The 14,291-nt window shown below is 34.1% G+C and carries 11 protein-coding genes; 3 read left to right on the top strand and 8 right to left on the bottom strand.

Features of this window, described 5'->3' with window-relative positions:
- Nucleotides 1-164 precede the first annotated feature (164 nt).
- The gene (locus BD847_RS06255; RefSeq protein ID WP_115887446.1) at nucleotides 165-782 is read left to right on the top strand and encodes a thioredoxin family protein; all 618 of its coding nucleotides are present in this window, start codon (nucleotides 165-167) and stop codon (nucleotides 780-782) included.
- Nucleotides 783-1,132: 350 nt separating this feature from the next.
- Here BD847_RS06255 and truB read toward each other — a convergent pair whose 3' ends face one another.
- The 8 genes from truB to BD847_RS06215 all read right to left on the bottom strand — a co-directional run bounded on the left by truB (nucleotide 1,133) and on the right by BD847_RS06215 (nucleotide 10,146).
- Nucleotides 1,133-1,822: a tRNA pseudouridine(55) synthase TruB gene (gene truB / locus BD847_RS06250; protein WP_115887445.1), complete on the bottom strand. Its 690-nt coding sequence runs from the start codon at nucleotides 1,820-1,822 to the stop codon at nucleotides 1,133-1,135.
- A complete protein-coding gene (locus tag BD847_RS06245; RefSeq protein WP_115887444.1) occupies nucleotides 1,822-2,619 on the bottom strand; it encodes an undecaprenyl-diphosphate phosphatase in 798 nt (265 codons plus the stop codon). Before BD847_RS06245 ends, truB begins: the two co-directional genes overlap by 1 nt.
- Nucleotides 2,620-2,715: 96 nt before the next feature.
- Nucleotides 2,716-2,970 (bottom strand): DUF3098 domain-containing protein, encoded by a 255-nt coding sequence (locus BD847_RS06240; RefSeq protein ID WP_115887443.1) that lies wholly within the window; start codon nucleotides 2,968-2,970, stop codon nucleotides 2,716-2,718.
- A gap of 77 nt (nucleotides 2,971-3,047) precedes the next feature.
- Nucleotides 3,048-3,923 carry a cell division protein FtsX gene (locus BD847_RS06235; RefSeq protein WP_115887442.1) on the bottom strand — a complete coding sequence of 292 codons (876 nt, stop codon included), beginning with the start codon at nucleotides 3,921-3,923 and terminating at the stop codon, nucleotides 3,048-3,050.
- Between the two features lie 307 nt (nucleotides 3,924-4,230).
- Nucleotides 4,231-4,827 (bottom strand): molybdopterin-dependent oxidoreductase, encoded by a 597-nt coding sequence (locus BD847_RS06230; RefSeq protein ID WP_167443828.1) that lies wholly within the window; start codon nucleotides 4,825-4,827, stop codon nucleotides 4,231-4,233.
- A gap of 18 nt (nucleotides 4,828-4,845) precedes the next feature.
- Nucleotides 4,846-6,849, bottom strand: coding sequence for a TonB-dependent receptor plug domain-containing protein (locus BD847_RS06225; RefSeq protein WP_115887441.1), 2,004 nt, complete (start codon nucleotides 6,847-6,849; stop codon nucleotides 4,846-4,848).
- A 158-nt stretch (nucleotides 6,850-7,007) separates the two neighbouring features.
- On the bottom strand, nucleotides 7,008-9,569 hold the full coding sequence (locus BD847_RS06220) for a TonB-dependent receptor (RefSeq protein ID WP_115887440.1): 2,562 nt from the start codon (nucleotides 9,567-9,569) through the stop codon (nucleotides 7,008-7,010).
- Nucleotides 9,570-9,798: 229 nt separating this feature from the next.
- Entirely contained in the window at nucleotides 9,799-10,146 is a 348-nt protein-coding gene (locus BD847_RS06215) for a winged helix-turn-helix domain-containing protein (RefSeq protein ID WP_115887439.1), read from the bottom strand.
- Nucleotides 10,147-10,419: 273 nt separating this feature from the next.
- Between BD847_RS06215 and leuS the strand changes: the two genes are divergently transcribed.
- Complete coding sequence (gene leuS, locus BD847_RS06210; RefSeq protein ID WP_115887438.1) at nucleotides 10,420-13,284, top strand: leucine--tRNA ligase; 2,865 nt, start codon at nucleotides 10,420-10,422, stop codon at nucleotides 13,282-13,284.
- 287 nt (nucleotides 13,285-13,571) lie between these two features.
- Nucleotides 13,572-14,258 (top strand): zinc metallopeptidase, encoded by a 687-nt coding sequence (locus BD847_RS06205; protein WP_115887437.1) that lies wholly within the window; start codon nucleotides 13,572-13,574, stop codon nucleotides 14,256-14,258.
- The last annotated feature ends 33 nt before the right edge of the window (nucleotides 14,259-14,291 follow it).

Genomic DNA, 14,291 nt, shown 5'->3' with positions numbered 1-14,291 from the left:
AAATATAGACATATTCTGATTTTTAAAAATAATGTTTGCAAAAATAATCAGGTTGCCGATTTAAATTTATAAAGAATTTTACGGTTTTTTTACATCAAATGTGACAAAAGTCATTTATCAATCTTTAGAAATCCGTAATTTTATGCTAAGCAAAATAAATATTTATGAAAAGTATTGTAGCCAAAGCATTGTTCAACAGCCATTCGTATGCGGAATACCGAAAATTAGTTTCCGATTTATTATCTGAAGGAAAATCGACCGGAAATGAGCAGTCAGAGAGTCTGACAAATTATTCAAAATTGAATGAGGCCCGAATGAACCGACTGGAAAAGACGATTCAAATTTCTGAAAATGTTAGTTCAAAATTACAACACCTAGACAATCATTATATTTGGCTGGTTATCTCAGAAGGCTGGTGCGGAGATGCAGCGCAGATTCTTCCAATTTTAAATAAAATGGCACTTTCTTCAGATAAAAAAATTGATCTGCGAATTGTGCTTCGTGATGAAAACGAAGAATTAATGAATCATTATTTAACAAATGGCGGAAGAGCAATTCCGAAAGTAATTGTGATTTGTAAAGAAGCCGGAATTGTAAGAGCAGATTGGGGACCAAGACCTAAAGGCGCTTCTGAATTAATGGAAAAGCACAAAAGAGAAGTTGGGGCAATTGATGAAAAAATTAAAACAGACCTTCAATTGTGGTATTTGGCAGATAAAGGAATTTCTGTTCAGGAAGAGCTTCTCGAGATTATGGAGAACATTAAATACAATAGGCTTTAGTTTTAGTGTGCCTAAAAGAAATTGTTGATAACGTGTTGATAATTAACGAAATAAGATGTTAAAAAACAGGCTTATAATTTTTAATTAGTCTAATATTTCGTATCTTAGTATTGTTATCCCACTTCTATTATAACTTTCTGATTTACTCTTTTTATTGGTGTTTATTTAATGTTTAATTATTAAAAAATACACTATTATGAAAAAGTTATTCGAAAGATTCTATGATTTCTTTTCTACATTTTTATTTGGAGGGAAAAATGTGCCTCACTATTAATTGCGAATAAGTATGGAACAACTGTACTTTATTTAAGAGCCAGGCACATTACTTCATATTTGTAATGTGCTTTTTTTTATTTCAAGCTTTCTTCAAACAATGTAATATGAATCGCATTTTTTACATCATAATCGCCAATTTTTGTTCGGCGTAAAACGGTTAAATGCGAACCGGAATTCATTGCTTTTCCAAAATCGTAAGCGAGTGAGCGAATATATGTTCCTTTGCTGCAAACTACTCTAAAGTCAATTTCAGGCAAAGCGATTCTGGTAATTTCAAATTCGTGAATCGTTGTTTTTCTGCTCGCAATTTCTACGGTTTCTCCTGCACGTGCGTGTTCGTACAAACGAACGCCATCTTTTTTTATAGCAGAAAAAATAGGCGGTTTTTGATCGATTTCGCCCAAAAACTGTTTTACGGTTTCATGAATTAAAGCTTCATCAATATGTTCTGTTGGAAAGGTCTGATCGATTTCGGTTTCTAAATCGTATGACGGAGTAGTAGCTCCAATATAAAATGTTCCGGTATATTCTTTGGCCTGACCTTGAAGTTCAGAGATTTTTTTTGTGAATTTTCCAGTGCAGATTAATAAAAGTCCGCTTGCTAAAGGATCAAGAGTTCCGGCATGACCAATTTTAAACTTTTTTGGAAGCCCAACTTTATTAATTAAAAGGTATTTTAATTTATTGACAGCTTGAAACGAACTCCATTTTAATGGTTTGTCAATCAATAAAACTTGTCCGTTTAAATATTCTTCAGGTGTCATTATATGATGGTAAGCGGGTGAATGAAAAAGTGAATCAGTAATAAAACGATTCCGGCAATAATTCGGTAATAACCAAAAACTTTAAAACCATTTTTAGTCAAAAATCCAATAAATGTTTTGATCGCTAAAAGGGCTACAATAAAGGCAACAATATTTCCGATAATTAATATAGTAGTTTGATCTTGCGATAATTCGAATCCGGCTTTGTAATAATCGTAGCATTTTTTTACAGTTGCTCCAAGCATTGTTGGAACCGCTAAGAAAAATGAAAATTCGGCAGCTGTTGTTCTTGATAATTTTTGAGACATTCCGCCTACGATACTTGCACCACTTCGTGAAACTCCGGGAATCATGGCGATACATTGAAATAAACCAATTTTAAAAGCTTGTAAATATGTTATTTCCTGTGAAGTTTCTGCTGTATTTGGATTGTTGAACCATTCGTCAACTTTCAATAAAATCAATCCACCAATTAAAAGTGAAACGGCAACTGTAACCGGATTTTCCAACAAGCCATCGATAAAATCACTTAACAATAATCCTAAAACCACAGCTGGAATAAAGGCAACTAAAAGTTTAAAGTAAAAATCAAGTGTCTGGAAAAATCGCTTAAAATATAAAACGACTACAGAAAGAATAGCGCCAAGCTGAATAACAATTGTAAAAAGTTTGGTAAAATCTTCATGCGCAATCCCGAAAAAAGAAGAGGCAATAATCATATGTCCTGTCGAAGAAACAGGCAAAAACTCTGTAATTCCTTCAATAATGGCAAGAACGATAGCTTGTAATGTATTCATTTATTAGATTGTTAGATTATTAGAATGTTAGACTTCTTAGATTTTTTTAGAAAAGATTAATCTAAAGATCTAAGGTGTCTAAGATGTCTAAGGAGTCTATTTAGATTTTTTGAAAATAGAATAAATCGTAATTCCAAAACCAATTAAAACGGTTGTTGGCGCTAAACGAATACGTCTAAAGCTGAAAATATCTTCATTGAAAACGTTTGGATCCTGGCTTCCTCCGCCAGACATCAAAACAAATCCTAGCGCAATTACAACAATTCCAATCAATAAGATTTTGTAGTTGATGCTGTCAAAAAGAAATTCGTGATTGTCTTGTTTTTCTTCTTTTATATTGTTGTTTTTCATCTTTCTTTAATTTGTGACCCTGAACGTAGTCAAAGGTGTTTTGTTTAATACTGAATACTTAAAACTGCGACTGAATACTAATACAGATCGTCTGTTCTTAGATTTAAGAAACGTTGTGTTGCAAAATGAGTACTTACCCAGGTGATCAAAACTCCTAATCCGAAAACAGCCAGTAAAACCAATCCGATTAAGGCTTTGTCTTCTAAAATTCCTAAGCCCGGGAAGTTCGTTTCTACATAAAGAAGCAGTGCAATTAAAGCTATAATTGCTAATCCTGCGCCTAACATTCCTAATTTTACACTACGCATTACAAAAGGTTTACGAATAAAAGATTTTGTTGCGCCAACCATTTGCATGGTTTTAATGATAAAACGATTCGAGTGTATGGATAAACGCAATGAACTGTTGATTAATAAAACAGCAATAATCGCAAGGAAACCACTGATAATCAAAATCCACATACTTACTTTTTTGATATTATCGTTTACCAGATTTACCAATTGTTTGTCGTAAACAATATCTTCAATCATAGTGTTTTGACGCAAACTGCTTTCGATTTTAGAAATACTATCTCTTTCAACATAATCAGCTTTAAGATGTATGTCGTAGGAGTTCAATAATGGATTTTCACCTAAGAAAGTCAGGAAGTCTTCTCCAATGATATCTGTGTGCTCTTTTGCTGCTTTTTCTTTAGAAACATAAGCATATGATTTTGCAAAAGGAGCTCTTTTTAGTTCTGTATTGAATGCTTTGATAACACTATCATTAGCCTCATTTTTGAAGAAAACTGTCATTGCGATTTTTTCTTTAAAATCGTTTGCCAGTTTTTTAGAATTAATGATGAATAATCCCAGTACTCCTAAAAGGAATAAAACCAGAAATACACTTAAAACTACCGAAAAATAAGAGGAAATTAACCTGCGCTTTTGAAATTTATCAAAGTTAGAACTCATAGTTTGCTTAAATTATGTGGTAAAAATAATAAAGAATTTCTTTATTTAAAGTTATTAACGAACTTTTATACTATAAATGTACAATTCCCTATTGAATAAAATATGGGTTTAACCGTAAAGTGCGTAATTTTTTAGCAAAGTTTCCAAACAAAGTTGATTTAATCTCGCAAAGTCGCAGAGTCGCAAAGTTTTTCTTCAATCGATTATGAAAACTTTGCAACTCTGCGACTTTGCGAGCAAAAAAAGTAACGAAGTACTTTAGCGCTCAAAAAACTTAGTAGCTTAGAATCTCAGAACCTTAGCATCTTTATTTAACTTTATAAACTTCAATGCTTTTTAACCAATAAACATGTCGCGGTCCCGTTTTGATGTCGTTTTTGCAAATGGCGATCATTTCACCGTTTTTTACCGGTTTTCCATTTTCTTCAAAAAGAATATAAGCGTTATCTCCAGTTGGATTATTGAAAATTTCTGCCCACGAAAAAGTAGCTTTATAATCGTCTGAAGCTCTGGCTACGATATAGAAGTTTCTGTCTTTGTGCCCGTTTTGTTTGATTTTTGCTTTTTCAAGAATGTCTCTTAAAAGAACGCCTTTGCAAACTTTGTTGTCTTTTTTGACTTCTCCGCTTTGACAAACCACTTTAAAATCATCAATAGTTGCTACTTTCATCTTTTTTAAGGAATCGACAGTTAATTGCAGCTGATTTTCAACATCGCCTTTTACCTCGATAGAATGATTAACCATCTTTAAACTATCAGCAGGAGTAAGAACTACATGTTTGTCGTTGTCTGGTTTTGAAGTTTTTTCTGTGGAAACGGCTTCTTTGTTGTCTTTTTTAGGAGAATTGCACATCGCACATGAAAGTGCAATCAATAAAACGAGAATGTAATTTTTTGTTTTCATATAAAATTTATTTTTGAATTAGTTTGAACTGAAAAATCGAAGTGTGACAAAAAAGTTGCGTCCTTCTTCAGGATAACCTTCTACTAAACTGTAGTTTTTATCAAAGATATTGTTAAGACCTGCATCAACGCTGAAGTTTTTGGTGATTTTACCCGAAGCATAAAAATTCAAAAGCGTATAATCTGGAACTCTTACACCATAACTTGTGCTGAAACGTGACGAATTAAATTCGGAATTAGCAATCAATCGAAGGATTTTTATCGGACTATATTCTAAAGTTCCCATTACTTTAGTATTTGGAACATCAGTAAAATGAATAGTTGGATTGGTAATATTTTTTCTTTCGATATAGGTGTAATTTACGTTGAATGATAAATTTTCTAAAATTGGATAATTCAGCTGAGCCTCAATTCCTTTATATTCGGCTTTGCCAAAATTCTGCATTTGAGATTTTCCGGGTTCAACATTGCTAACACTTAAAATGGCATCGGAAAGTTCACTGTAAAAAAGTGCAGTTTGAAAAGTGATTTTATCAAAAATATTTGCCGTATAATTCACTTCATAATTTGTTGCTTTTTCAGGTTTTAAATCTGGATTAGGGATTGCAGTTCCCATTCGGTAGGAATAACGGTCTTTGATAGTTGCAAATCTTGTTTTTTGAGAAACCGTTGCGCCAAGTTTTTGTGTTTCATTTAATTGATAGAACAATCCAATTTGTGCATTAAAAGCATCACTCGCTTCCGCGGAAGGATAATCAGAAATTACTTTTGTTGTGCTGTTATAATCTTCAGCTTCGATGTTTTTTCTGATGTTGTAACTAACTCCGGGAATTACTGTAAATTTTGAATTCACTTTGTAAACATCTTCAATTCCAACCAAAACAGTGTTGTCTACAAAATGACGAACAGGTTCTCTAAGATTATTTTCGCGGTGAACATCTTCTTTAAAATGGAAAGCAAGTTTTAAATCGTTTTTCGGAATAAATTTAGTGTTGTATTCCAGATTTCCACCAAAAGTATAATCGTTGTAGATACTTTCAAAAGCATAAGGTTTTGTTTGAGTTGAATAAGAAGCATCGTCATAACTGTCCAAAGTATTTTTGAAACGATCAAAATACAACCTAGTTTTGAAACTGTTTTTGTCGTCAAAACTAGAATTCGAAATAAAATAAAAGCTTTCTTTATCCCAGTTTGGCCATTGCCAAAAACGTGGTTTTAATAAAAGTGTATTTAACGGATCATTGCCTGTATAAACTGGATTTCCTTTTTCTCCCTGTTGATTGATGTAACCAATGGCATATTCGCTTTTTTCAGTCGGCGTCCAGCCAATTTTAAAACTAATTTTTTGATCTGTTCGGTATGAATTATCTCTTTGTCCGCCATTTTCATTTGCTGTCGGAATAAAATTGGAAGACATTCTTGTTGAATTTCTATCCAAATAAGAAAATCCACCTTGAACATAAAATTTATTCAATTTTGCTCCAATATTGATATTTCCCTGATACCCATTTTCGTTTATCATTCCTAAAGATCCATCGTATTCCAGCTTTTTTAATGGTTTTCTCGAAACAAGATTTATAGCGCCACCAAGTGAATTGGGGCCATAAAGTACAGATGAAAATCCTTTTGAAACATCGACAGCTGCTAAATCAAAAGTGGTGAATCTGGCCAAATCGACATATCCATCATAAGGAACATAAACTGGAATTCCATCCATATAAACCGGAACTTGTCTCAAATCAAAACCTCGCACAGAAACCATAGATTCATTTCTTGGTCCCGAAGCCGTCAAACTTACTCCCGGAAGCATGTTTAAAGCTTTTGAAACTTCTGTTTTATTTTGAGATTCCATCTTTTTTGAGGTAACTCGGTTTAATGTGTCTTTGTTTTGATGATTGGTTATGATGACTTCTCCAAGCATAAAAATATTTGATGGTTTAATGGAGTCGATTGTTGCAGTGTTTTTTTGTTGTGAAAACCCGATCAGCGGAAAGAGTAAGAATGCAATAAATTTTAGTTTCATAATTTTAGGATATTTTCAGTATGTTTTTAAATGAATACTGACAGTTAAAAAAAATTGATTTTGACTAATTATATTTTTTTTGATTTTTTTCTTTGGCAAAAAAAGCCCTTTTATAAAACATAAAGTGTGATTAGAATCATACTTTAAAGTATTTGTATTTAAATTTTATTCGTTTCCCATACCAAAGACAAATAATATAAACCGCCAATCGATGGTCCGCCGAGAATTGATGTATACGATTTGTTTAAAACATTAGTTCCGCCCAATTTTGTTGTAATACCTGACTTTTTAAAATAATAATTAACCTGTGCATCCATTGTCCAATAAGCCGGAACGGTTCCGCTGACTAAAAAAGAAACATAATCAAAATTGTTTTGATAACGTGCCGTAACACTTGCGCCAAGATTCTTCCAGATATTTTGCGCCATTAATGTTCCGTTGACGTTGAATTCCGGAGTGTTGAAACCATCTTCAAGTCCGTCTTTGTCATCAGTTCTGTCGAGTTTTGTGTAGGTTAGGTTTGTCAAGGCTGTAAACATTTCGTCAAAGCGATATTTCAAGCCTAAACTTCCTCCGTAATTGTAAATTTTACTTTTAGAATTGGTCCAAAGCCTGTAACGACTTTGTGTGTTTTTAGAATATAAAGCGGTCGGAATTTGATTTGGATCTGTAGTGTTTGGAATACTCGCTTCGACTTGAGCTATGAAATTTTTGTAAGAGTTGTAATAGAAATCGGCGTCAATAAAAAGGTTTCGGTTTAATGTTATTCCCCTAAAACCAACTTCAAAAGATTTTACAAATTCAGGTTCTAAATATGTATATGGATTTTTCTGAATCGTATTTTTGTTTTTTTCGATTGCCTGCGCTTGAGTCAAACCATTTGTATTGACATCTGTATTTACCTGCGCTTGAAATTTATCAATCGAAGCTTTTGTAAACGAATTTTCGAAAATTCCATCCGACATAATTCGCAATCCGCCAACACGTTTTACACCACCGGAATTCACATTCGAAAAGCCTTCGAAAATACTCGGAAAACGATATCCATTTTGGTACGAAGCTCTAAAATTCAAACTCTCTTTTGGGGAATAAACCGCTGTAAATTGAGGAGTGAATTTGGCATCAAAATAATCGGCTTTGTCCATTCTGACCGTTGCGCCTAATCTTAATTTGTCAGAGAAAAAATCTTTTGTCACTTGCGTGAAAGCGCCAGTTTTTTGATACGTCAGATTTTCATCAGCATGAACCGGATTTATAAAATAGTTTCCGTCTGGAACAATTATGTAATTTCTATAATCGACTCCGCTTAATAATTTGGCGTCAATTTTTTCGAAGAAATCTCCAAAAGCTTTATCCCAATTAATCAACCCTTCGCCATGAACCAAAGTTGATTTTACGCGTAAAGCGGCACCAATATCCCAATTGTTGATATCGATTAGTTCTTCTTTTTTGTTTTCATACGCTTCAGTTCCGGGAATAAATCTTCCTTGATCCGATTGCGTTCTGGCAATTCTGTGCGCATCGGCAACGGTTGCACCACCAGTAATCGCATTTTTGTAGGCAGTTGTATAATCGGCAAACCATTTGTCATCTGATTTATAAGCGCGATCCATATTCTCAGCAAGTGAACGCATATTGTATGAATCTCCAGTATTTTCTGTTGTCGCGTAGGCTTTTACCTGAAAAATAGGATTGTGAAAATCAACAGCAAATTGATTTAGTGTATAATTGTCAAGTCGAAAACGATTGGAACGTTGGTAAATTGTATTTATTAAAGCCGTTTTGTAAGTCACAGAAAGTTCGTTTTCTGGTTTTGGACGAAAATAAAGTCCAACATCGGCTTTGTAATTTTTGATTCCATAATCAGAAATATCCGTTTCACGATAACCCGTTCTGGCCACAACATAATTTTTGCCGTTCAAGTTTAATGTTTTTCGATTTGCCGATTCGTTTCCGTAGCCGTTTACTTCGTCATAAGCCGGATTATCTGCACCAAACAAGCCAGTTGAAGCATTTGCATTTGGAGCCAAATCTGTTCTGTCATCCGCAACCCAATCTGTACCTCCGGTTGTCGAAGCATTAGCTTTAAAAGCGAATTTTTCATTAAAAGCTTTAGCAAATCTTAAATTAAATTGAGAATAAATCTTCGGTGAAAACCGATCAATATTGCCCACATGATTCACACCAGTTAATTGCTGAATACTTACGCCTTGATATTCAAAAGGATTTTTGGTTTGAATATTTGCCAAACCGTTAATCGCATTCATTCCATAAAGAGCGGCAGCAGTTCCAGGAATAATTTCGATTTTGTCAATATCCAAATCATTTGCACCTAAAGCATTTGCAATTGGTGCGCCTAAATGTGGCGCTTGATTGTCGATTCCGTCAACTAATTGTGCAAATCGAACATTGGTTGAATTGGCAAAACCTCTTGTATTAATAACTTTAAAACCCAAACTCGGCGTGATAATCTGAACGCCTTTTACATTTTCGAGCGCTTCATAAATACTAGGTGATCCCATTTTTTTGGCTTCCGCCGATTTTAATTGCTCGATGCTTATAGGAGAACGCATGATATTTTCAGAACGACGAGAAGCTGTAATAACAACTTCGTTTAGTTCTTCTTTTTTAATGCTGTCTTGTTTTGTTTTGGAATTTTCAGTTTGAGAAAAACTTTTCAGGCTTATAAAAATAAATAGGAGATATAGTTTTTGGTTCATGTTTTTTGGTTGTTGTTTTCAGTATGTTTCAAAATGAATACTGATGGTTAAAAAAATATGGCTTAGGTTAATTCTTTTTTTAACACATAGAAACATAGATTTTTACTTTAAAAAAAGATGATGAAAAAGAAACCAGTTTCTAAAACATAGATTTGCTATGTGTATTTAATTAAGTGAAACGCCTTTTTACGATTACTAAAGCTATGTTTCTATGTGTTTAAATATATTTTTAAAACTTCAAATTTTGAGTTTCTTTCTGAGCAAATTCTTTAATACGTTTTTCAACTTCGTAAAAAACTGCAATTGCTTTTTCACCGGCTTCAGTCAGTTTTGCACCGCCTCCGCCTTTTCCACCCAGAAGTTTTTCAACTAGCGGACTTTCGGCGCGCTGATTCATTTCTTCAACCAATTGCCAGGCTTGTCTATAAGCCATTTTCATTTCTTTTGCGGCATTTGTAATAGAACCCGTTTTCTGAATATTTTCTAAAAGCCAGATTTTTCCAATTCCAAGAAAAGCGCCTTCGGTTTCTTCAATCCAAACACGTACCTCAATTGAATATTTTTTATCGTTACTCATTTAATCCTTTTAATGACTTTGTAAAAATAATTCTTTTTAATGTAAAAATATTCTTCTATAATCGAAAAGTAAGCTTTAAAAAATAATCCATTTACGTATTTTAACTACAAACATAAGTATTTTTACGTAATTAAAAATAAGTATTTTGTTATTTTATTTGTTTGTCAATGAAATAGCTTTGCAACAAGAAACAATAAATGTAAATTTGCGGCATAATTCATTAAGTGATAAAACCTTTGAACCTTTGTCACTTTGCAACTTTGAACCTTTAAGATGAAATACAATCCAAACGAAATTGACGCCAAATGGCAAAAATATTGGGCAGAAAATCAAACTTTTGCAGCAAAAAATAACTCTGAAAAACCGAAACATTATGTTCTCGATATGTTTCCTTATCCATCTGGAGCAGGATTACACGTTGGGCACCCGCTGGGTTATATAGCTTCAGATGTGTATTCTCGTTTCAAAAGACATCAAGGTTTCAATGTTTTGCATCCAATGGGTTACGATAGTTTCGGATTACCGGCAGAACAATATGCGATTCAGACAGGACAGCGTCCAGAAGATACAACGCGTGTAAATATTGACGGTGGCGTTGACAAAGAAGGAAAACAAATTGCGGGTTACAGAAAACAATTAGATAAAATTGGATTCTCATTTGACTGGGCGCGTGAAGTTCGTACGTCAAATCCAGATTATTATAAACACACACAATGGATTTTTATCCAATTGTTCAATTCTTGGTATTGCAGAAAACAAGGAAAAGCTTTTGATATTGCTGAGCTTGTAAAAGTTTTTGAAGAAGAAGGAAACAAACTAGTTGAAGCAGTTTGCGATGACAACGTAGCCATTTTTACTGCTGAAGAATGGAACGCTTATTCTGAAGATCAAAAAGAGAAAATTTTGTTGCAATACAGAATGACGTATTTGGCAGAAACCGAAGTAAACTGGTGTCCTGGCTTAGGAACTGTTTTGGCAAATGACGAAATTGTGAACGGAGTTTCAGAACGTGGAGGCTTCCCTGTTATAAGAAAAAAAATGACACAATGGAGTATGCGAATTTCTGCTTATGCCGAACGCTTGCTTCAAGGTCTAAATGATATCGATTGGAGCGAGTCAATAAAAGAATCTCAAAGAAACTGGATTGGGAAATCGGTTGGTGCTTTGGTGACTTTTAATGTGAAAAATCATGATGAAGTAATCGAGGTTTTCACGACTCGTCCTGATACTATTTTTGGAGTTACTTTTATGACTTTGGCACCAGAACATGATTTGGTTGCTAAAATTACAACTCCGGAACAAAAAGAAGCTGTGGAAGCGTATATCGAAAAAACAGCAAAACGTTCTGAGCGTGAGCGTATGGCCGATGTAAAAACCATTTCGGGAGTATTTACAGGTGCTTATGCTGAACATCCATTTACAAAAGAAGCTATTCCGGTTTGGATTGGTGATTATGTTTTGGCTGGTTACGGAACTGGTGCTGTAATGGCGGTTCCTTGTGGAGACGAAAGAGATTACGCTTTTGCTAATTTCTTTAAAGGTCAAAACGGAATGCAGGAAATCAAAAATATCTTCGCAAATGTTGATATTTCTGAAGCGGCGCACGGTTCAAAAGATAACGTTGAAATCGCAAATTCTGATTTCTTAAACGGATTAAATTATAAAAATGCAACGCACGCAGCGATTAGCGAATTGCAAAAAATAGGTCAGGGAATTGGTAAAACAAATTACCGTTTGCGTGATGCTGTTTTCTCTCGTCAACGTTATTGGGGTGAACCGTTTCCAGTTTATTATGTAAACGGATTACCAAAAATGATTGACGCACAGCATTTGCCAATTATTCTTCCAGAAGTGGAAAAATATTTGCCAACCGAAGATGGTTTGCCACCTTTAGGAAACGCAGCAGTTTGGGCTTGGGACACAAAACAAAATAAAGTTGTCGATACAGATTTAGTTGACAATGTTTCAGTTTTTCCTTTGGAATTGAATACAATGCCAGGGTGGGCGGGAAGTTCATGGTATTGGATGCGTTATATGGATGCGCACAATGAAAATGAATTTGCAAGTAAAGAAGCTTTGGCTTATTGGGAAAATGTAGATTTATACATTGGTGGAAGCGAACACGCAACAGGTCACTTATTATATTCTCGTTTCTGGAACAAATTCTTAAAAGATAAAGGTTTTGCTCCAACCGAAGAACCATTCAAAAAACTGATTAATCAGGGAATGATTTTGGGTACAACGGCTTACGTTTACAGATTAGATGGAACAAATACTTTTGTGTCTAAAAATAAAATTGAAGGTCAAAATGTACAGCCAATTCGCGTTGATGTTCATTTTGTTAATTCTTCGGATGAATTAAATATCGAAAAGTTCAAAGCTTGGAGAGAAGATTTCAATACGGCAGAATTTATTTTAGACGAAAACGGAAAATACATTGTAGGTCGTGAAGTTGAAAAAATGTCGAAATCATACTATAATGTAGTTACGCCGGATGATATTTGTAATGAATACGGAGCAGATACATTACGTTTGTATGAAATGTTCTTAGGTCCGTTAGAGCAGGCAAAACCTTGGAATACTGCTGGGATTTCTGGTGTATTTGGTTTCTTGAAAAAATTATGGAGATTGTATTTTGATGATAACGGTTTAATCGTAAACAACGACGAACCAACAAAAGACAACTTGAAGTCATTGCATAAAACAATCAAAAAAGTAGCAGAAGATATCGAGAGTTTCTCTTTCAATACTTCGGTTTCACAGTTTATGATTTGTGTGAATGAATTGTCTTCTCAAAACTGTCATTCTAGAGCGATTTTAGAACCGTTAGCAATTTTGGTTTCGCCTTATGCGCCACATATTGCTGAAGAATTATGGTCGCAGTTAGGACATACAACTTCAATTTCAGAAGTAGCGTTCCCAATTTTTGAGGCAAGTCATTTAGTGGAAACAAATAAAGAATATCCAGTTTCTTTCAACGGAAAAATGCGTTTCACAATCGAATTGCCTTTGGATTTAACCGCAGCACAAATCGAAGAAATCGTTATGAAAGACGAAAGAACACAGAAACAATTAGACGGCAGAACACCAAATAAAGTGATTATCGTTCCTGGAAAAATTATAAACCTTGTAGGTTAGTAATTTTAAAGTTTCAATATATAAAAATTCCAAATTCCAATTTTACGATTGGGGTTTGGGATTTTTTTTTGTTTGTTATCTGGAAGAGGGAAGGATGGCAAGATTGTGGAAAAACTTTGTGAATAAAACACTTTTGCACACTTTGCGGTAAAAAATGACCCTAAAATTGGAAATTGGGATTTTCAGATTTGGAATTTCAAATTTAATGTCAAAATGTCATTTTGTTAAAATGGTTCGTAATTTGCGATTGGTTTTGTAACTTTAAAAATCAATCAAAAAGTAATACTATGGGAAGTGGATATTTAATAATTGCCGGAGCTATAATGTTATTTAGCTGGCTGGTAAGTGCAAAACTAAAAAGTAAATTTGAATTATATTCTAAACTGCAATTGCGAAACGGAATGAGCGGTAGAGAAATCGCTGAAAAAATGTTAGCCGATAACGGAATTACGGACGTTCGTGTTATATCGACTCCGGGTCAGTTAACGGATCATTATAATCCGTCAGACAAAACGGTAAATTTAAGTGAGGCAGTTTATAATCATAGAAATGCTGCAGCTGCAGCGGTTGCCGCACACGAATGTGGGCACGCGGTACAACATGCAATTGGTTACGAATGGCTTACAATGCGTTCTAAATTAGTGCCAATTGTAAGTGTTGCGTCTAACTATGTACAATGGATTTTAATAGCCGGAATTCTTATGATAAAGGTTTTTCCGCAGTTATTATTAATTGGGATTGTCATTTTTGCAGCAACAACTTTGTTTTCTATCATTACATTGCCAGTTGAATATGATGCAAGTAATCGTGCTTTGGCCTGGCTTGAAAATAAACATATGTTGACACAACAAGAACAAGCCGGAGCAAAAGATGCCTTAAAGTGGGCTGCAAGAACGTATGTTGTAGCTGCAATTGGTTCGATTGCGACGTTGTTGTACTATATCTCGATTTATTCCGGAAGCAGGAGAAATTAATTAGGAAATTGAGATAATTAGAAAATTAGATAA

The organism is Flavobacterium cutihirudinis, assembly GCF_003385895.1.
Taxonomy (GTDB): domain Bacteria; phylum Bacteroidota; class Bacteroidia; order Flavobacteriales; family Flavobacteriaceae; genus Flavobacterium; species Flavobacterium cutihirudinis.
Note: the sequence above shows the minus strand (reverse complement) of the source record. Positions and strands in the feature narration are given on the sequence as shown.

Excerpts from the sequence above, each read along its gene's own strand:
- BD847_RS06255 (WP_115887446.1), top strand. The coding sequence starts at position 165 with ATGAAAAGTATTGTAGCCAAAGCATTGTTCAACAGCCATTCGTATGCG.
- truB (WP_115887445.1), bottom strand. The coding sequence starts at position 1,822 with ATGACACCTGAAGAATATTTAAACGGACAAGTTTTATTGATTGACAAA.
- BD847_RS06245 (WP_115887444.1), bottom strand. The coding sequence starts at position 2,619 with ATGAATACATTACAAGCTATCGTTCTTGCCATTATTGAAGGAATTACA.
- BD847_RS06240 (WP_115887443.1), bottom strand. The coding sequence starts at position 2,970 with ATGAAAAACAACAATATAAAAGAAGAAAAACAAGACAATCACGAATTT.
- BD847_RS06235 (WP_115887442.1), bottom strand. The coding sequence starts at position 3,923 with ATGAGTTCTAACTTTGATAAATTTCAAAAGCGCAGGTTAATTTCCTCT.
- BD847_RS06230 (WP_167443828.1), bottom strand. The coding sequence starts at position 4,827 with ATGAAAACAAAAAATTACATTCTCGTTTTATTGATTGCACTTTCATGT.
- BD847_RS06225 (WP_115887441.1), bottom strand. The coding sequence starts at position 6,849 with ATGAAACTAAAATTTATTGCATTCTTACTCTTTCCGCTGATCGGGTTT.
- BD847_RS06220 (WP_115887440.1), bottom strand. The coding sequence starts at position 9,569 with ATGAACCAAAAACTATATCTCCTATTTATTTTTATAAGCCTGAAAAGT.
- BD847_RS06215 (WP_115887439.1), bottom strand. The coding sequence starts at position 10,146 with ATGAGTAACGATAAAAAATATTCAATTGAGGTACGTGTTTGGATTGAA.
- leuS (WP_115887438.1), top strand. The coding sequence starts at position 10,420 with ATGAAATACAATCCAAACGAAATTGACGCCAAATGGCAAAAATATTGG.
- BD847_RS06205 (WP_115887437.1), top strand. The coding sequence starts at position 13,572 with ATGGGAAGTGGATATTTAATAATTGCCGGAGCTATAATGTTATTTAGC.